Origin of the sequence: Bradyrhizobium sp. CCBAU 45321, from assembly GCF_028128975.1 — a bacterium.
GTDB lineage: Bacteria > Pseudomonadota > Alphaproteobacteria > Rhizobiales > Xanthobacteraceae > Bradyrhizobium > Bradyrhizobium yuanmingense.
Map to the genome: position 1 here is coordinate 544,670 of NZ_LFKZ01000130.1, position 16,937 is coordinate 561,606.

General features: G+C 65.6%; 14 protein-coding genes. 3 read left to right on the plus strand and 11 right to left on the minus strand.

Annotation, left to right across the window (positions count from 1 at the left end; genetic code table 11):
* Window positions 1-75 precede the first annotated feature (75 nt).
* The gene (locus tag ACM43_RS35130; protein ID WP_271546419.1) at window positions 76-582 is read left to right on the plus strand and encodes a MarR family winged helix-turn-helix transcriptional regulator; all 507 of its coding nucleotides are present in this window, start codon (window positions 76-78) and stop codon (window positions 580-582) included.
* 339 nt (window positions 583-921) lie between these two features.
* On the opposite strand, the gene ACM43_RS35135 is transcribed toward ACM43_RS35130, so the two are convergent.
* Window positions 922-2,769 carry a feruloyl-CoA synthase gene (locus tag ACM43_RS35135; protein ID WP_271546421.1) on the minus strand — a complete coding sequence of 616 codons (1,848 nt, stop codon included), beginning with the start codon at window positions 2,767-2,769 and terminating at the stop codon, window positions 922-924.
* 152 nt (window positions 2,770-2,921) lie between these two features.
* Between ACM43_RS35135 and ACM43_RS35140 the strand changes: the two genes are divergently transcribed.
* Together ACM43_RS35140 and atzF are read left to right on the plus strand one after the other, a co-directional pair.
* Window positions 2,922-3,428 carry a MarR family winged helix-turn-helix transcriptional regulator gene (locus ACM43_RS35140; RefSeq protein ID WP_271546423.1) on the plus strand — a complete coding sequence of 169 codons (507 nt, stop codon included), beginning with the start codon at window positions 2,922-2,924 and terminating at the stop codon, window positions 3,426-3,428.
* 185 nt (window positions 3,429-3,613) lie between these two features.
* On the plus strand, window positions 3,614-5,422 hold the full coding sequence (gene atzF, locus ACM43_RS35145) for an allophanate hydrolase (RefSeq protein ID WP_271546425.1): 1,809 nt from the start codon (window positions 3,614-3,616) through the stop codon (window positions 5,420-5,422).
* A 111-nt stretch (window positions 5,423-5,533) separates the two neighbouring features.
* Here atzF and ACM43_RS35150 read toward each other — a convergent pair whose 3' ends face one another.
* From ACM43_RS35150 to ugpB, 10 genes are all read right to left on the minus strand, one after another.
* The gene (locus ACM43_RS35150) at window positions 5,534-6,256 is read right to left on the minus strand and encodes a GntR family transcriptional regulator (RefSeq protein WP_271546426.1); all 723 of its coding nucleotides are present in this window, start codon (window positions 6,254-6,256) and stop codon (window positions 5,534-5,536) included.
* Entirely contained in the window at window positions 6,253-6,648 is a 396-nt protein-coding gene (gene hpxZ, locus ACM43_RS35155) for an oxalurate catabolism protein HpxZ (protein ID WP_157286601.1), read from the minus strand. The genes ACM43_RS35150 and hpxZ overlap by 4 nt, the downstream gene beginning before the upstream one ends.
* Window position 6,649: 1 nt before the next feature.
* Window positions 6,650-8,044, minus strand: a complete 1,395-nt coding sequence (locus ACM43_RS35160; RefSeq protein ID WP_271546430.1) for an AtzE family amidohydrolase — start codon at window positions 8,042-8,044, stop codon at window positions 6,650-6,652.
* Between the two features lie 7 nt (window positions 8,045-8,051).
* Window positions 8,052-8,231, minus strand: coding sequence for a DUF4089 domain-containing protein (locus tag ACM43_RS35165; protein WP_036001861.1), 180 nt, complete (start codon window positions 8,229-8,231; stop codon window positions 8,052-8,054).
* 26 nt (window positions 8,232-8,257) lie between these two features.
* A complete protein-coding gene (locus ACM43_RS35170) occupies window positions 8,258-10,108 on the minus strand; it encodes a dipeptide ABC transporter ATP-binding protein (RefSeq protein WP_271546432.1) in 1,851 nt (616 codons plus the stop codon).
* A 94-nt stretch (window positions 10,109-10,202) separates the two neighbouring features.
* Window positions 10,203-11,102 carry an ABC transporter permease gene (locus ACM43_RS35175; protein ID WP_271546434.1) on the minus strand — a complete coding sequence of 300 codons (900 nt, stop codon included), beginning with the start codon at window positions 11,100-11,102 and terminating at the stop codon, window positions 10,203-10,205.
* A gap of 205 nt (window positions 11,103-11,307) precedes the next feature.
* Window positions 11,308-12,321, minus strand: a complete 1,014-nt coding sequence (locus ACM43_RS35180; RefSeq protein ID WP_271546436.1) for an ABC transporter permease — start codon at window positions 12,319-12,321, stop codon at window positions 11,308-11,310.
* A gap of 111 nt (window positions 12,322-12,432) precedes the next feature.
* Window positions 12,433-14,052 carry an ABC transporter substrate-binding protein gene (locus ACM43_RS35185; RefSeq protein WP_271546438.1) on the minus strand — a complete coding sequence of 540 codons (1,620 nt, stop codon included), beginning with the start codon at window positions 14,050-14,052 and terminating at the stop codon, window positions 12,433-12,435.
* Window positions 14,053-14,405: 353 nt separating this feature from the next.
* Window positions 14,406-15,362, minus strand: a complete 957-nt coding sequence (locus tag ACM43_RS35190) for an aminoglycoside phosphotransferase family protein (RefSeq protein ID WP_271546440.1) — start codon at window positions 15,360-15,362, stop codon at window positions 14,406-14,408.
* A 251-nt stretch (window positions 15,363-15,613) separates the two neighbouring features.
* Window positions 15,614-16,936 (minus strand): sn-glycerol-3-phosphate ABC transporter substrate-binding protein UgpB, encoded by a 1,323-nt coding sequence (gene ugpB / locus ACM43_RS35195; RefSeq protein ID WP_271546442.1) that lies wholly within the window; start codon window positions 16,934-16,936, stop codon window positions 15,614-15,616.
* Window position 16,937 lies beyond the last annotated feature (1 nt).

The following is a 16,937-nucleotide window of genomic DNA, read 5'->3' on the forward strand; positions in this document are numbered from 1 at the left end:
TCCCTCATTTTGATCTTGTGAAAGGGCGGCGCATGCCCTTAGGTCTTTGGGCCCGCCGCGAGTCAGAAACCCGATATGCCGCCGTCTTCGACCAGAGCCCGCCAGAAGCCCGCACCCAGTGATGCGGGGCCGACGCTCGATCTCGACCGTTACGTCCCGGCGTTCATCACCTTCATCGCCAACAAGCTGTCGAACAGCGCGACCGCGTTCTATCAGAAGCAATTCGGCGTCAACGTCACGGAATGGCGGATCATGTCGCTGCTGGCGATCGAACCCGGCATCCCGGCCTCGCGCATCTGCCACGTCATCGGCTTCGACAAAGGGCCGGTGAGCCGGACCTTGGCAGGGCTGGAAAAGCGTGGGCTGGTGTCGATCCGCACCGACCCGAACGACGGCCGCACCCACTCGATCTCGTTGACGGCAAGGGGCCGCGCCACCCATGACAAGGTGATCGTCGCTGCGTTCGAACGCGAGCGGCGGCTGTTGTCGTGCCTCAGCAAGGACGAGCGCGAGGTGCTGATCGATCTCTTGCGCCGGCTGCACGAGAACCTCGGTGCCGTGACGGACAGCAGCTATAGCTGACGCGTCGCGTCGCGGAAGCACCCTGTCTTCCGGCATGCGTCGGCATTTGCCGACGGCACCATTCCTGCCGCGCATTGTTTCCTCCACGATCGGACGCAGCGGTTCCGCCCGCCGTCATCTCTGTCTAGAAGGGTTCGCACAAATTAGTTGCTTAGGCAACAAAAGAATCGGCAAGATAATGCGGCAGGGTTGCTGAAGTATCCCACTCGTCATTCCGGGGCGCGTCTAGCGCGAACCCGGAATCCATTGTGCACTACCCTTGCGGTGAAATGGATTCCGGGCTCGCGCCAAGAGGCGCGCCCCGGAATGACAGCGGAATGTGGCGTCGCTAACTCGGCCTTACAATCCGATCCACTCACCCGACGCGTCATCATTCAGCCGCGCCACCGCATCGGCGCGGCGCGTCAGCACGGCGCGCTGGTTGATGTAGCCCTTGTCGGTGATCTCGCCGCCGTCGACCGACGGTGGCTCGGCGAGCAGCAGCGCGCGGGTGGCGTGACCGGACGAGTTGGCGCTCTGCTGTTTCAGCTTCGTCAGACCCCGCGCGATGGCGCTGCGGACCTTGTCGTGCGCCAGCACGTCGCTGGCCGCCGCGGTTTCGGGCAGACCGGCATGGGCGCGGCAGGCCACGATGTTCGGAAACACCAGGAAACGCACCTCGTCACCGCCGTGACCGGCGACGACGATGTCCTGAGCCAGCGGCGCCAGCGCGGCGATGCCGGCAACGCGCAAGCCGCCGACGCTGACCCATGTGCCGGAATTGAGCTTGAAGTCTTCGGCAACGCGGCCGTCGAAGAACAGGCCGCGCTCGGGGCGCGCGCTATCGGCAAGCTTCACGGCGTCGCCGATCAGGTAGAAGCCCTCCTCGTCGAACGCTTGCCTGGTCAACTCGGGTGCCTTCCAATAGCCGGGCGTGACGTTGGGGCCGCGCACCCGCACCTCCAGCTTGTCGCCGGAGGTGACGAGCTTCAGCTCGGTGCCGGGAATGGGCACGCCGATGTTGCCGGAGCGCTCGGCGAGGAAATGACAGTCGGTGGCGAGCGGTGAGGTTTCCGTCGAGCCCCAGGCCGAGACCATCGGCAGCTTGCGGCCGACCGTCTCGAGCGAGAGCTCTTCGAGAGCATCCCACAGATTCTGCGGCAATGCCGCGCCGGCATAGAACGCGAATTTCACCTCGCCGAAGAAGCGGCGGCGCAATTCCTCGTCGCTGCGCAGCGCCGCGATCAGCATGTCGAAGCCGCGCGGCACGTTGAAATAGACCGTCGGCATCACGCTTCTGAGGTTGGCGAGCGAGGTCGCGAACAGACCGGGCGCGGGCTTGCCGCCATCGATGTAGAGCGCGCCGCCGTTGCGCAGCACGAGGTTGAAATTGTGGTTGGCGCCGAAGGTGTGGCTCCAGGGCAGCCAATCGAGAATGACGAGATCGCGGCTCCGTTCGAGGAAGGTCCAGGTCTGCGCCTTGGCCTGCTGGCTCGACGTCAGCATGCGCTGGGTGTTGATGACGGCTTTCGGCGTGCCCGTCGAGCCCGAGGTGAACAGGAATTTTGCGATCGTATCAGGCGTCACCGCGGCGAAGGCTCTTGCGACATCGGCCGTCTCGGGCGTTGCCGCAATGGCGCGGAACGCGAGCACCTCAGTGTCATCGGCATTGCCGCTGATGATCTGCGCGTTGTGCAGCGGCTCGATGGCGGCCAGCGCTGGCGCGAACGGCTGGAGCGCAGAGACGTAGATCGCGCCGGGATCGAGCAGCGCAATCATGCTCTTGAGCTTGTCGAAGTCTTTCGACATCAGCGAATAGGCCGGCGAGATCGCCGCCGAGGGCACGCCGACATGCTGGGCGGCGAGCGCGAGCAGCGCATGATCGATGCTGTTGTCCGAGAGGATCGCGACGGGGCGATCCGCGCTGAGCCCTTGCGCCAGGATCCAGGACGCCGCGGCGCGCACCTTCCGCAGCGCCTGCGCATAGGTGACGGTGGTCCAGGGCATTTCGACATTGCCGCGCTCGGCCAGGAAGATCGCATCCGGCCTTTGCTGCGCCCATTGCTCCAGCCAATCGCCGGTGCAGCGCGCAGTCTCGCCGAGCGGCTCTGGCGCGCGCAGAACGATGCTGCCGTCGGGCCGATGCTCTGCGACGGTCCTGGGCGTTGCGAACAGCCCTGCAACGTCACCATGTGAGGCGACTGTCATGTGTTTCCTCCTCCATCCCGGTTACAGGATCGGCCGCAGCCTCGTTCCGGGCCGCTTTGCTCATAATGTTGGGCATGGCAATTGTTGTCGTCAACAACAATCTTTCGCTTCGAACCCAGGGGCGCTAGGGTTGCGCGACAGGAGATACCGACGTGACAGCCACAGCAGACCGGGCCGATACCCGCCGCTTCCCACGCAAGCGCGCCGGCAACGGCGCAGCACCACGCAATGGCGCCGACGACGTGGGCCTCGACGCGCTGGTCGGACACGCCGGCTATGCGGTGCGGCGCTTCCAGATCTGGATCTTTCAGGACTTCATCAAGACGCTCGGCGAGGTCGACATCAGGCCGACGCAATATTCTGTGCTGACCGTGATCGGCGCCAATCCGGGCCTGTCGCAGATGGCGGTGGCAAAACGCCTCGGCATCGAGCGTGCCCGGCTGGTGCACCTGCTCGACAGCCTCGAACAGCGCAAGCTGGTGAAGCGGATCAAGTCGAAGCAGGACCGGCGCTCGCATGCGCTGCACCTCACCGCGCAGGGCGAGACGGCGCTGACGAAATTCAAGCGGCTCGCGGCCGAGCACGAGCGGCACGTCGAGGCGAAGATCGGCAAGGAGAACCGGGCACAGCTGCTCCGGATCCTTTCCGGCTTCACCTGATCCCGACTGCCTATGATTTGGGCAGATAGGTCACTGGGGCGACCGGCCGGGCGCCGGCCGAAATGTCCCCCAAGCCACTGATCGCACGATAGGATCCGGCACGATCATCCTGCCCGGATTCTTTACACAATGGCACATCGCTTGCTTCACTCCGGGCGAAGACGAATTGCCGGAGTTTTGCCGCCATGGGGGCCGAGCAGCCTGAAACGATCGCCGCGATTGTGGCCGCGAACCGCGCGGGCCGGCTTTCGCCGGCAGAGACCGTCGCGCGGACCTATCGGCGCATCCGCGATTACGACGATCCCGCCGTGTTCATCAGCCTGCGCGAAGAGAAGGACGCGATCGCGGAAGCGGAGAAGCTCGCGGCCCGGGCGGATGCTGCCAGCCTGCCGCTTTACGGCGTGCCGGTCGCGGTGAAGGACAATATCGACGCGCTGGGCTTTCCCACAACCGCCGCCTGCCCGGCTTTCTCCTACACGCCCACGCACGACTCGACCGCCGTCGAGCGCCTGCGCGTGGCCGGGGCGATCATCATCGGCAAGACCAATCTCGACCAGTTCGCGACCGGCCTCGTCGGCGTCCGCTCGCCCTACGGCGTCCCCAGGAATTCGATCCGCGAGGATCTCATTCCCGGCGGCTCGAGCTCGGGCTCGGCCACCGCGGTCGGCGCCGGGCTGGTGCCGCTGTCGCTCGGCACGGATACCGCCGGCTCGGGCCGCGTGCCGGCGATGCTCAACAACATCGTCGGGCTGAAGCCGAGCCTCGGCATGATCTCGACCGCAGGCCTGGTGCCGGCCTGCCGCACGCTCGACTGCATCTCGGTGTTCGCACTGACGGTGGACGATGCCGCGCTTGCGCTGTCGGTGATGGCCGGGCCCGACCAAGCCGATCCATTCTCGCGCGACCGGCCGCTCGGCGCCATCACGCCGATGCCGGCAAACCTGCGCCTGGGTGTGCCGCGCAACGGCCAGCTGATCTTCTTCGGCGACAAGAGAGCGGAAGCCGCCTACAGCGATGCGCTGAAGCGATGGACCGCGCTTGGGGCAACGCTGGTCGAGTTCGACCTCGAGCCGTTCTATGAGACGGCGCGGCTGCTCTATGAGGGTCCCTGGGTCGCCGAGCGTTATCTCGTGATCAAGAACCTGCTGGCGTCCGCGCCAGACGCGATCCACCCCGTTACCCGCGAGATCACCGCGGCCGGCGCGCGGCTCACGGCCGCGGAAACCTTCTCCGCGCTCTACCGCCTGCAGGGCCTGCGCAAGATCGCAGAGCGCACGTTCGCCAACATCGATGCGCTGGTGCTGCCGACGGCGCCGACGGCCTATACGACCGCGCAGGTGCTCGCCAATCCGATCGAGCTCAACAGCCGGCTCGGCACCTACACCAATTTCGTCAACCTGCTCGACCTCTGCGGCCTCGCCGTGCCGGCTGCGATGCGCAGTGACGGCATTCCGTTCGGCATCACGCTGCTGGCGCCCGCAGGACGCGACGCGCTGCTCGCGAGCATCGGCCGGGTGTTCCACGCCGATACGAAACTGACGCTCGGCGCGAAGGGTGTGACGCAAGCCCCGCTCGCGCCGCTCCCGACCGGCGGCGACGACGAGATTCCCATCGCAGTGGTCGGCGCGCATCTCACCGGCATGGCGCTGAACGGGGAATTGACCGCGCTGAATGGCAAGCTGGTCGAGGCGACGAAAACCGCGCCCGACTACAAGCTCTATGCGCTCAAGACGACGCCGCCGAAGCCCGGCATGCTGCGCGTCGAGACCGGCACGGGCGCGGCGATCGAGCTGGAGATCTGGTCGCTGTCGTCGTCCGCCTTCGGCAAGTTCGTCAACGCGATCCCCGCGCCGATGGCGATCGGCACAATCAGGCTCGCCGACGGACGCAGCGTGAAGGGATTCCTCGTCGAGCCGGAAGTGCTGGGCGATGCGCGGGACATCACGGCGTATGGGGGATGGCGAAAATTTATGATGGAAGCTGCGAAGGCGTAGCTCTCGTAGGGTGGGCAAAGCGAAGCGTGCCCACCATCATCGTCAATTTGGAGAGACGGTGGGCACGGCGCTTCGCGCCTTTGCCCACCCTACGACACCGAGCGTGTCGTCCTACACCGACACCGCGTAGATCTCGTACTCTCCGCGCACCAGCTCGATATGCGCGCGCATGGCGGCGGCGGCGCCCTGCTTGTCGCCGCGCATGATGGCGACGACGACGCGGTCGTGCTCGGCCTGCGACTTGGCGAGGCGGCCGAGGTTGCGGAACTGGGCGCGGCGGAACGGCTGCACGCGGACGCGGGTCGCGAGCGTGATCTCGGCGATGTAGCCGTTCTGCGAGCCGGCATAGATCGCGTTGTGGAAGCGCTCGTTGACCTCGTGGAAACGCTCGGGATTGCCGGTGTAGCTCAGCACCCGCAGCTCCTCGTGGACGGCTTCCAGGCCATGACGCTCGGTCGCCGACATGCGTTCGGCGGCAAGACCCGCGCACAAGGCCTCGAGCTCCGCCATCGCCTCGAACATGCCTTTCAGCCGCTCGATCGAGGGCTGCGCCACCACGGCGCCGCGATGCGGTCGCGCCTCGACGAGGCCGCTCGCCACCAATTGCCGCAGCGCTTCGCGCACCGGCGTGCGCGAGACGTTGAAGCGCCGCGCGATATCGGTCTCGTCCAGCGGCGAGCCCGGCGCCAGCGTTCCGCGCACGATCTCGTCGGCAAGCTGCAGCCGCAGCTCCTCGGCGCGCGTGACCTTCAGCAGCGACGGCGATGCACGGTCGACGCGCGGCACCACCGGCTCGGCCGGCAATGCGCCCTGCGGAAGATCATCAAGCGTCATACGGTCTCTTTCGGCTCCTCGATGATGCTGACATGAGCGGCGACGACGCGCCAGCCCTCCGGGAAACGTATCCACGTCTGCATCTGCCGGCCGACCTTGCCGGGAGCCGTATCGCGATAGAACAAGGTGGACGCCACGGCCGTGTCGCGGCCATAGCTGGTGATCACGGTTTTGGCGGTGCGGCGGTTCAGCCCGACCGGCGAACGGCCGGCGCGGAAACCGGAGATTGCCTCGTAGCCATAGAGGTTCTCGCCGATGCCGTAGCGCAAGGTGCGCGGGTCGTTGCGGAAGAGCTCGCCGAGCACGGCGACGTCGTTGCTGACGAGGGCTTGCTCATAGCGCTCGAACGCGGCTTTGACTTCCGCGATCACGTCGGGGAGATCGATCTGCATCTTAGAACCCTCTCGGCGCGGGCGCAGCGACGACGCCCATCTTCTCCAATGCGTGCGCGACGCGCAGCGCGATGTCCTCGCGCCAGGGCGCACAAATGATCTGCACGCCGATCGGCAGCGGCTCGAGCGGCAAGGGGACCGCGACCACCGGCAAGCCGATGAAGGATATCGGCTGGGTGTGGATGCCGATATTGGCGCGCACCGGCAGCTCGACGCCGTCGAGATTGAAATTGACCTGTCCGAGTTTTGGCGCGGTGCAGGGCGTTGCGGGTGCCAGCAGAACATCGACCGATTTGAAGATCTCGGTGAGTTGCGCACGATACCAGCGACGGAATTTCTGGGCGCGATCGACCAGCGGCGCCGGAACCATGGCGCCCGCGATCAGCCGATCGCGCACCGCCGGATCGAAGTCGTTCGGGCGCTTGCGCAGGCGATCGAGATGGAGCGAAGCGCCTTCGGTGGTGGTGATGACATAGGCGGCGGCGCGGGCGCGCGAGGCTTCGGGAACATCCACCACTTGCGTTGCGCCCAGCGCCTTGGCGACGCGGCTGACGGCTTCGACCGCTTCCGGAAACACGTTCTTCTGGAAGTGGCCGCCGGCGATCGCAACGCGCAAGCCGGAGATGGACTCATCGAGCAGCGGCGTGACGGGCTCTGGCCCGCGCGTGGTGCAGGCGCCGTCGTCTGCGTCCGGACCCTGCATCGCGTCATAGGCGAGCGCGAGATCGGCGACGGAGCGCGCAAACGGGCCGAGATGATCGAGGCTCGCCACGAACGGGAACGAGCGCGCACGTGACAGCCGGCCATAGGTCGGCTTCAGGCCGAAGATGCCGCAGAAGGAGGACGGCACGCGGATCGAGCCGTTGGTGTCGGAGCCGAGCGCGATCGGCACCAGCGCGCCGCCGACGGCGCTGCCCGAGCCGCCGGAGGAGCCGCCGCTCATCCGCGTGGTGTCATGCGGATTGCGCGAGGGGCCGTCATGGATGTTCTCGCCCGTGAAATCGTAGGCGTATTCGCCCATGTTGAGCGCGCCGACGAGAACGGCGCCGGCCGCCTCCATCCGCTCGATCAGCGTCGCATCGCGCCTCGCGGGCGCGAGGTCCCGGTTGATCTTCGAGCCGGCGCGCGTTGGCAGCCCCGCGACATCGAACAGGTTCTTGACCGCGAAGGGTACGCCGGCGAGCGGACCGATTGTCCTGCCCGCGGCGATGTCGGCATCGATCGCGCGCGCTTTGGCGCGGGCGCGTTCGGCGGTGACGTCGGTGAAGGAATTGAGGATGCGGTCATGCTGCGCGATGCGGGCGAGCGCAGCTTCGGTGGCAGCGAGCGCGGTCATCTTGCGCCCCGCAACCGCACTCGCGATCTCGGAGGCCGTCATCTCTGGCTTGGTGGTCATGGCAGCATCAGGCCGTGAAGATCGGCGCCGGCTCGGTCTCGTCCGGCAGCGCGAATTCGTCGACCAGACGGCCAAGCCGCAGCGAGACCTCGAGGTTGGCGCGAACCGCAGGCCGCCAGGCCTCCTCGATCGGCAGCGCCAGCGCCTTCGATACGGCGTCGATATAGTCGTCCAGCGGTTCGGCCATCACGCTCTCAAGCAATCAGTGCAGTCTTAGTGTGTCGGCAACGGCGGATGCGGGATCGCCGTCAGCAGCTCCTTGGTGTAGTCGTCCTTGGGATCGCCGAGAACCTGCTCGGAAGAGCCCTCCTCGACGATCCGTCCCGTCCGCATCACAATGACACGATCGCACAACAAGCGCACCACGTTCAAATCATGCGAGACGAACAGATAGCTCATACCTAGCCGCGCCTTGAGGTCCTGCAGCAGGTTGAGGACGACGGCCTGCACGGAGACGTCCAGCGCCGCGGTCGGCTCGTCCAGGATGACGAGCTTGGGATGCAGCGCGATCGCCCGGGCGATGCCGACGCGGGCCTTCTGGCCGCCGGACAATTGGTGCGGGAAGCGGTCGAGCAGATTGTGCGGCAGGCCGACCATGGTGGCGAGTTCCTCGCAGCGGGCGCGGAGCGCGTCGCGACCCCTGATATCGCCAAGCTGCATGATCGGGTCGGCGATCGCGCGCGCGGCGGTGAAGCGCGGGTTGAGGCTGTCGGTGGGGTCCTGGAACACCATCTGGATGCGGCTGCGCTGCGGCAGCCGGGCGAAGGCGGCAGGCTGAATGCCGCCGATGTCCTCGCCGTCGAACTGGATCAGGCCGGAGGTCTGGTCGAGCAGACGCATCACCATCATCGAGGTGGTCGATTTGCCGCAGCCGGACTCGCCGACGAGGCCGACGCTCTCGCCATGGCCGATCGAAAAGCTGATGCTGTCGACGGCGCGGAACACGTCCGGCTCCACCGGCGGCTTGCGGCCGAACAGTTTACCGAGCACGGCGGTCGCGCCCTGGCGGGGATATTCCTTGACGAGCTTTTCAACGCGGAGGAGGAGCGTCTTCTCCCTCTCCCCGCTTGCACCGCTCTGCTCCCTCTCCCCGTCCTTCACGGGGAGAGGGCTGGGGTGAGGGGCAGCCTCGGCGAGCTCGACTCGTGGAGAGTTCCCCTCACCCGCCACGCTCTGGAGCGCAACTGCGCTCCAGAGCCTGTCGGCCTCTCCCCGCGTGCGGGGAGAGGCAAGAGTATCCTCCTCCGGCAGCAGATCGCGCAAGCTCACCCCCAGCCGCGGCGTCGCGCGCATCAGCTTCTTGGTGTAGGGGTGCTGAGGGTTGGCAAAAATGTCGGCGGCGGTGGCAGTCTCGACGACGCGGCCCTTCTCCATCACGACGACGCGGTCGCAATAGGCGGCAGCCAACCCGAGATCGTGCGTGATCAGGATGGTCGACATCGCGCGGCGTTTCGTCAGCTCGACGATCAGGTCCATCACCGCCTTCTGCGTGGTGACATCCAAACCGGTGGTCGGCTCGTCCGCGATGAGGAGCTGCGGATTGCAGGCCAGCGCGAGCGCGATGACGACGCGCTGGCACATGCCGCCCGACAGCTCGAACGGATAGGCGTGATAGCGCTCGCGCGGGCGGGCGATCTTGACCTGCTCCAGCGCCTCGATCGCCTTCTCGCCGTGATCTGCGACCTGGGCCTGCTGCACATGGGTGCGCAGCACGTCCTCGATCTGGTCGCCGACTTTGCGGATCGGGTTCAGCGCGGCGCGCGGGTTCTGGAAGATCATCGAGACTTCGCGGCCGCGCAGATCGCGCATCTGGTCTTCGGTCGCCGCCTTGACGTCGATGCCGGAGAACATCACCGAGCCCTCGGCGATCTTGCCGGCGCGGTCGAGGATGCGCATCACCGCGTAGGATGTCACCGACTTGCCGGAGCCGGACTCGCCGACGATGGCCAGCGTCTCGCCCTTGGCCACGGAGATGTTGACGTGCTGCACCGCCTTGACGATGCCGCGTCGGGTGGTGAATTCGACCGTGAGGTTCTGGACGTCGAGCAGGGGCTGGGCGGTCATGGACGGCTCCCGTCACTCAAACGGTCGAAAACAACCCCATGCACAGTAGAGCGGCGACTGAAATCATTGGAGAATTTCGGACGTACGTCTGCCATCACGTTCTCCGCTGGGGGTCGACGATGTCGCGCAGGCCGTCGCCGAGGAGGTTGAAGCAGAACACGGCAATCATCAGGGCAAGGCCGGGGAAGAGCGCGATCCACCATTCGCCCGACACCATGAAGCCCGCGCCTTCGGCGACCATGATGCCCCATTCGGCGGTCGGCGGACGGACGCCGAGGCCGATGAAGGACAGGCCTGCGGCATTGAGGATGGCGTAGCCCATGGTCAGCGACATCTGCACGATCATGATCGGCATGATGTTCGGCAGGATGTGCACCAGGAGGATGCGGAATTCGCCGTTACCTGAGAGACGCGCGGCCTGCACGAAGCCGGCATTGCGGCGGACATTGGCTTCGGCGCGCGCGACGCGGGCATAGAGCGGGAAGTTCACGATCGCGGTGGCCAGGATGATGTTCTGCACGGTGTTGCCGAGCGCGGCGACGATGCCCATCGCGAGCACGAACAGCGGGAACGCCATGATGGTGTCGGCGATGCGGCCGACGATGCGGTCGGTCCAGCCGCCGAAATAGCCGGCCGCGATGCCGGCAAGGCCGCCCATCAGGAACACCAGCGCGACCGAGGCGATCGCGATGAAGAAGTCGAGGCGCGTGGCGACGATGACGCGGCTGAAGATGTCGCGCCCCAGCTGGTCGGTGCCGAACCAGTGCGCCGCCGACGGCGGCTTCAGCGCGGCGGCGGTGTCGGAGGCAAGCGGGTCGTACGGCACCACGTAAGGGCCGAACAGCGCGGCGAACACGATGATCAGGAGCAGAGCGAAGGCAAAGGCCGTGACCTTGTTCTCGCTGAGGACATAGCGGGTCTGTTCAAGGATCGCGACGAGGCCTGACGTGCGGGCGGGGCCGACAGGTTCAACAGCAGGCGCAACGGAGCTCATTGTTCACTCCTGGTGCTTCATGACGAGCTGGGAGTTGACTTCACCTCTCCCGCTTGCGGGAGAGGTCGGCGCAACGCGCCGGGAGAGGGCTCTCGCCTCTTGGGGGTTCTCGACCGCGGATACACCCTCTCCCCAGCCCTCCCCCGCAGGCGGGGGAGGGAGCGCACCGTTCGCGTGGCTTGCATCGAACGCGACCATGATCGGGTTAGCCCTCCAACCGCACGCGCGGATCGATTACGCCGTACAAAATGTCGATGATCAGATTGAGCAGCACGTACATGACCGCCATGGTCAGCACGAAGCCCTGCACCGGCGCGAAGTCCGAGGAGATCAGCGCTTCCACCGCGTAGGAGCCGATGCCCGGCCAAGCGAACACTTTCTCGACGAGCACGTTGGCGCCCAGCAGGAACGAGAACACCATGCTGAGCGTGGTGATGACAGGCAGCATCGCGTTGCGGAACGCGTAGGTGACGATCACGGTTGCCGGCGACAGGCCGCTGGCGCGCGCGGTGCGGACGAAATCGGATGCGAGCACCGCGAGCATGGAGGCGCGGGTCATGCGCGCGATCGGCGCCAGCGAGAAGATCGCGAGCGTCGTTGCGGGAAGGATGAGCTGGCTCAGCGCCGAGCGGAACGCCTCGAGATCGCGCGCGATCAGGGTATCGATCAGATAGAAGCCCGTTACCGTCGGCGGCGCGCTGTAGAACACGTCGAGACGGCCGAGCGGCGCCGGCGACCAGCCGAGCCGGAAGTAGAAGACATAGACCAGCACGAGGCCGGTGAAGAACACCGGCAGCGACACGCCGGCCGTGGTCGTGATCCGGCAGAGATGGTCGATCCACGATCCCGGACGCGTTGCCGCGAGCACGCCGAGCGGAATGGCGATCGCAACGGACACGAACAGGCCGAGCAGCGTCAGCTCGGCTGACGCCGGCAGGCGGTTGCGGATCTCGGTGGCGACCGGCTGGCCCGTCGTCAGCGAGTTGCCGAAATCGCCGTGCGCGAGATCGGTGGCATAGCGGAAGAACTGTTCGACCAGCGGCTTGTCGAAGCCGAGTTTCTTGCGGATCTGCTCGACGGCTTCCTTGGTCGCGGCGGGGCCGGCGAAGTAGGCCGCGGGATCGCCCGGCAGCGCACGCGTCAGCAGGAAGGTGACGATGACGACGCCGATCAACGACGGGATCGCGAACATCAGGCGCTTGCCGATCATGGTCAGCATGGGGCTCGCTCCGCTCGCGCGATTGGCGAATAGCGAGTGGCGAATGGACATTCGCTCCTGTCGACCATCACGTCCCCCTATTCGCTATTCGCCACTCCCTATTCGCTTTCCTCACCCCTTCGCCATCGCGCGATAATCGAGCCGCCGGTGAAACCAGTATTGGTAGCCGCTGATGTTCTTCTGCATCGCGACGTTGACGAAGGGCTGGTACAGCGGGATGCGCGGGACGTCGGCAAAGGCGAGATCGACAAAGCCTTTCACGTCGGCATCGTAAGCGGCCTTGTCGCCGGTGGCGGCCGCCGTGCGCGCACCGTCGATGAACTTGTCCATCGCCGCCGACTTGTAGCTCATGGTGTTGAAGACGGAATTGTTGCCGTGATAGCACCAGTAGAAGAAGTACTCGGGGTAATCGAGCCAGCCCGAGAACACGTTGGTGAAGAGCGGCATCTCCTTCTTGTTGAGCTCGGTGCGCCAGTTGGCGCCGGGCACCTTGTTGATGGTGGTCTTGATGCCGAGCTGGGCGAGGCTCTCCTGCACGAGGATGCAGAGCGGCTCGTTGACGCCGGCGAAGTTGAGATCGAACGAGATCGTGGTCTCGAAGCCGCCTGCGTAACCGGCCTCAGCCAGCAGCGCCTTCGCCTTCTCCATGTCGGTGTTGTACTTGTGCGGCTGCGGCCAGGCGACGTCGGTGGCCTTGTCCTTTGCGCCGAACATGGGATTGCCGAGGCCGAACAGCACGGCGTCCATGATCTTCTGATACGGCATCGCATAGGCCATGGCCTGCCGTACTTTCGGATTGTCGAAGGGCGGCTTGGTGACGTTCATGCCGATATATTGGATGCCGTTGGAGAACGGCAGCGACACCACGTTGAGCTTGCCGTTCGCCTTCATCTCCTGGAAATCCTTGAACGGCAGCTCATACGAGATGTCGGCATCGCCGCGCTCGAGCAGTGCACGGCGGTTGCCGGCCTGCGGCACCATGCGCCAGATCACGCGCTTGATCTTGGGAAGCGGACCGCCGACCCAATCCTCATTGCGCTCCATGATCACTTCGGTGCCGGCGGTCCACTTCGTCACCTTGTAGGCGCCGGAGCCGGCGGTCTGCTGTTTTGTAAACTCGAGGCCCCAGGGATCCTTCTCGCTGGCATTCTTCTTCACCAGCTCGGAATTGACGATGCAGGGCACGATCACGGCGAGATCGGGGATCGTCAGCTTGTCCTTCTTCAGGAAGTCGACGCGCACGGTGTGATCGTCGACCACGACGAACTGCTCGGCCTTGGTGAGCGAACCCGCGCTCATCTGGAAGGTCGGGAAACCGCCGACGCTGACGGCGCGGTCGAGCGACCATTTCACGTCTTTCGCGGTAACAGGCGCGCCGTCGTGGAATTTGGCGTTCTTCTTCAGCTTGAAGGTGACCGACATGTCGTCGATCTTCATGTCGTCGGCGAGCTCGCCCTTGAACTTGTCCCGGTCGTAATAGGGCACGCCGCCGGGACCGCTCTTCATCTCGTGGCTGATCAGGCGGTCGTAGCAATTCCAGGAGACTTCATAGCCGGGCACGTTGGTGCCGATGCCATGGATGTCGAGATTGTTCGGGCCGCCTTCGGAAACGATCAGCAAGGTCTCCGAGCGGGCATCGGCCTTGGCCGAGGAGATCACGGACGGCATGGCCGGAAGCGCCGCGCCAGCGGCCAACCCGGAAACGGATTTGAGGAAATCGCGGCGCTTCATGAAATTCGCTCCAACACAAAGGTTTTTTGGCTGGAGCTGGATTCGCAAGGTTTGTGCCAAGGCTTAACGGAAGACTAAAGTCCATATAAGCCACTGATATCACAAAGTATTCCTGTTCTCACCACTCTGCACCGCCACGCGCAATTGCATACAAAGATGCGCGATTGCGTAAAACTTAGGCTGATCGGCTTGAGGGATCATTATGGAGGCAGTCGCCGGCGCTCGCCCGGCCCCAGGAGTCATTCCGGGGCGATGCGCAGCATCGAACCCGGAATCCATCGGGCGGCAGAACGCACGGCACAATGGATTCCGGGCTCGCCGCTGCGCGGCGCCCGGAATGACGGAGGGGGCGCTCAGCCCGGCCAGATCAACTCCTGCAGTTCAACCAGATCATCCGCCCGCTCCTGCCAACCCTCGATGCAGATGTGGCTGTTGAGGTCGCTGGCGCGGTGCAGCAGCATCAGGGCCATCAGGCGGCGCTTGAGGGTGAAATCCAGCGTCGCATAGCCAAAGCCTTCGAGCAGGCTCTTCACTCTGCCCGGACGGCCCGCCGCCATGAAGGCGCTGGGGCCGAGCAGATCGTAGTCACGCCACCCCGTGAGCACGTCGCCGAAATCGAACAGGCCGCCGAGCGACCATTGGCCGTCGTCACAGGCGAGCAGAAAGTTCTCGGGGATGTATTCGCCGGTCAGGATCACGGGCGCTGCATCCATCGGGATCAGCTTGGCGGCGTCGCGCAGGAGATCATCGAGGCCGGCGAGGAATTTTGGTGCGAGGCCGAGACGCGTGTGCCGCGCGCGGCAGCCCTGCATCTGGGCGCGCATGAACGCGTCCCAGCGCGGCTCGATATGCGCGAGCGGTCCAAGCGGCGCGCGCTGCACGCTCGCAATGGTCTCGCCGATCTGGCGCAGCAGGCGCTCCTTCTGCGGCTCCGGCAGTGATGGCCAGACCTCCGAGCCCAGCGTGCCGGCAAGACGCGTGATGACGAGATAGGGCCAGCCGTTGCGCATCCCCTCCGCGACAATCTCGGGGATCGGCAGCTGCAGACGGCCTTTGAGCTGCGCCAGCGCGGCGCGCTCCGAGACGAATTGCGCTGCGAGCGGCGGCGGAAAGATCTTCAGGATCAGCTTGTCGCCGAGGCCGACCACGAGATTGGTGCCGGCCGCGAACACATGCGGCGAGCCGGCATCGAGGCCGTGGCTGCGCGCGATGTCGAGAGCGATTGGCAGCCATTGTAAGGGATCGGAGCGAAAGGCGCGGAGGCTTGCGGCGTCTGCGAGGTGAGGCAGCTGTTGCGGCGTGATTGTCATTGGCGCTTGCGTATTGAGAGCAGGGTTAACTTTGGTTGGCTCGATGCGAGCCAAGGAGACGGTGCACCTCTCCCGCTTGCGGGGGAGGTCGGCGCGAAGCGCCGGGTGGGGGCTCTCTCCACGTGGGGACACTCTCCGCAGACTTCAGGCAATCCCAACGTGGAGAGAGCCCTCTCCCCAACCCTCCCCCGCAAGCGGGGGAGGGAGCGCACCTCGTTCGCAGCGGCGGCGAAACCTAATCGCAACACACCCTACCGCTCGGGACTCGCGCGCTCGAACTGGCGCAACAGCTTGTTGCCGCGCTCGACGGCGGAATCGAGCGCTGATTGCGCGCTCTTGTGGCCGGCGAAGGCCTGCTCGAGCTCGTCCTCGACCACGCCGCGAATCAGGACGAAGGAGCCGAGCCGGATGCCCTTGGAGTTCTCGGTCGGCGGATTGAGCGTGATCTGCTCGAACGAGATCGCCGAGCCCGGATTGCGCTCATAGAAGCCCTGCGAGCGCGTCAGCTCGAAGGCGGCGCGGGTCACGGGGAGATAGCCGGTGTTCTGGTGCCAGGCGGCCTGCACGCCGGGCTGGGACAGATAGGCGAAGAAGCGCGCCACGCCCTTGTATTCCTCGCGCGGACGGTCGCGCAGCACCCACAGCGTGGCGCCGCCGATGATCGAGTTCTGCGGCGCGCCCTTCACGTCGGGCCAATAGGGCATCATGCCGTAGCCGATCTCGAACTTCGAATTGGCCTTGATGTCGGCGCGCGTCGCCGAGGAGCCGATGAAGATGCCGCACTCGCCCTTCTGGAAGCGCGGCTCGGCCGACTGGCCACGGCCGCTATAGTCGAACAGCTTGGTCTTCTGCCACTCGCTGAGCGCCGCGACGTGATGCACCAGCCTCGGATTGTTGATGGTCAATTCCGCATCCAGCCCGGCGAAGCCGTTGGCCCGGCTCGCTAGCGCCAGATTATGGAAGGCCGAAAAATTCTCGACATGGATCCAGGACGGCCAGGACGTGGTGAAGCCGCAAGCAGCGCCGCGGTCGCGCAGGCGCTTGGCGGCCGCTCCCAATTCCGGCCAGGTCTTCGGCGGCGCCTCCGGATCGAGGCCGGCGTCGCGGAACATGGTCTTGTTGTAGTACAGGATCGGGGTCGAGGAATTGAACGGGAACGACAACAGATTGCCGGCGGCATCGGTGTAATAGCCGGAGACCGCCGGCAGATAATCGCCCAGCGAGAACGGCTCGCCCTGGTCGCGCATCAGGCTGAACACCGGATAGATCGCGCCCTTGGCCGCAGTCATGGTGGCGGTGGCGACCTCGTTGACCTGCACGATGGCGGGCTGGCTGCGCGAGCGGAAGGCGAAGATCGCGGCCGTCACCGTCTCGGTGTAATTGCCCTTGTAGACGGGCACGATGCGGTAATCGGATTGCGAGGCGTTGAAGTCGGCGGCGAGCTTTTCCAGCTGCCGGCCGAGCTCGCCGGACATGGCGTGCCACCAGGCGATCTCGGTGGCAGCCCGCGCAGGGGCGGCCAATGCGAGGGCCGCAAAGACGGCAACGAGCTGCAAAAGGCGCAAGGCTGACATC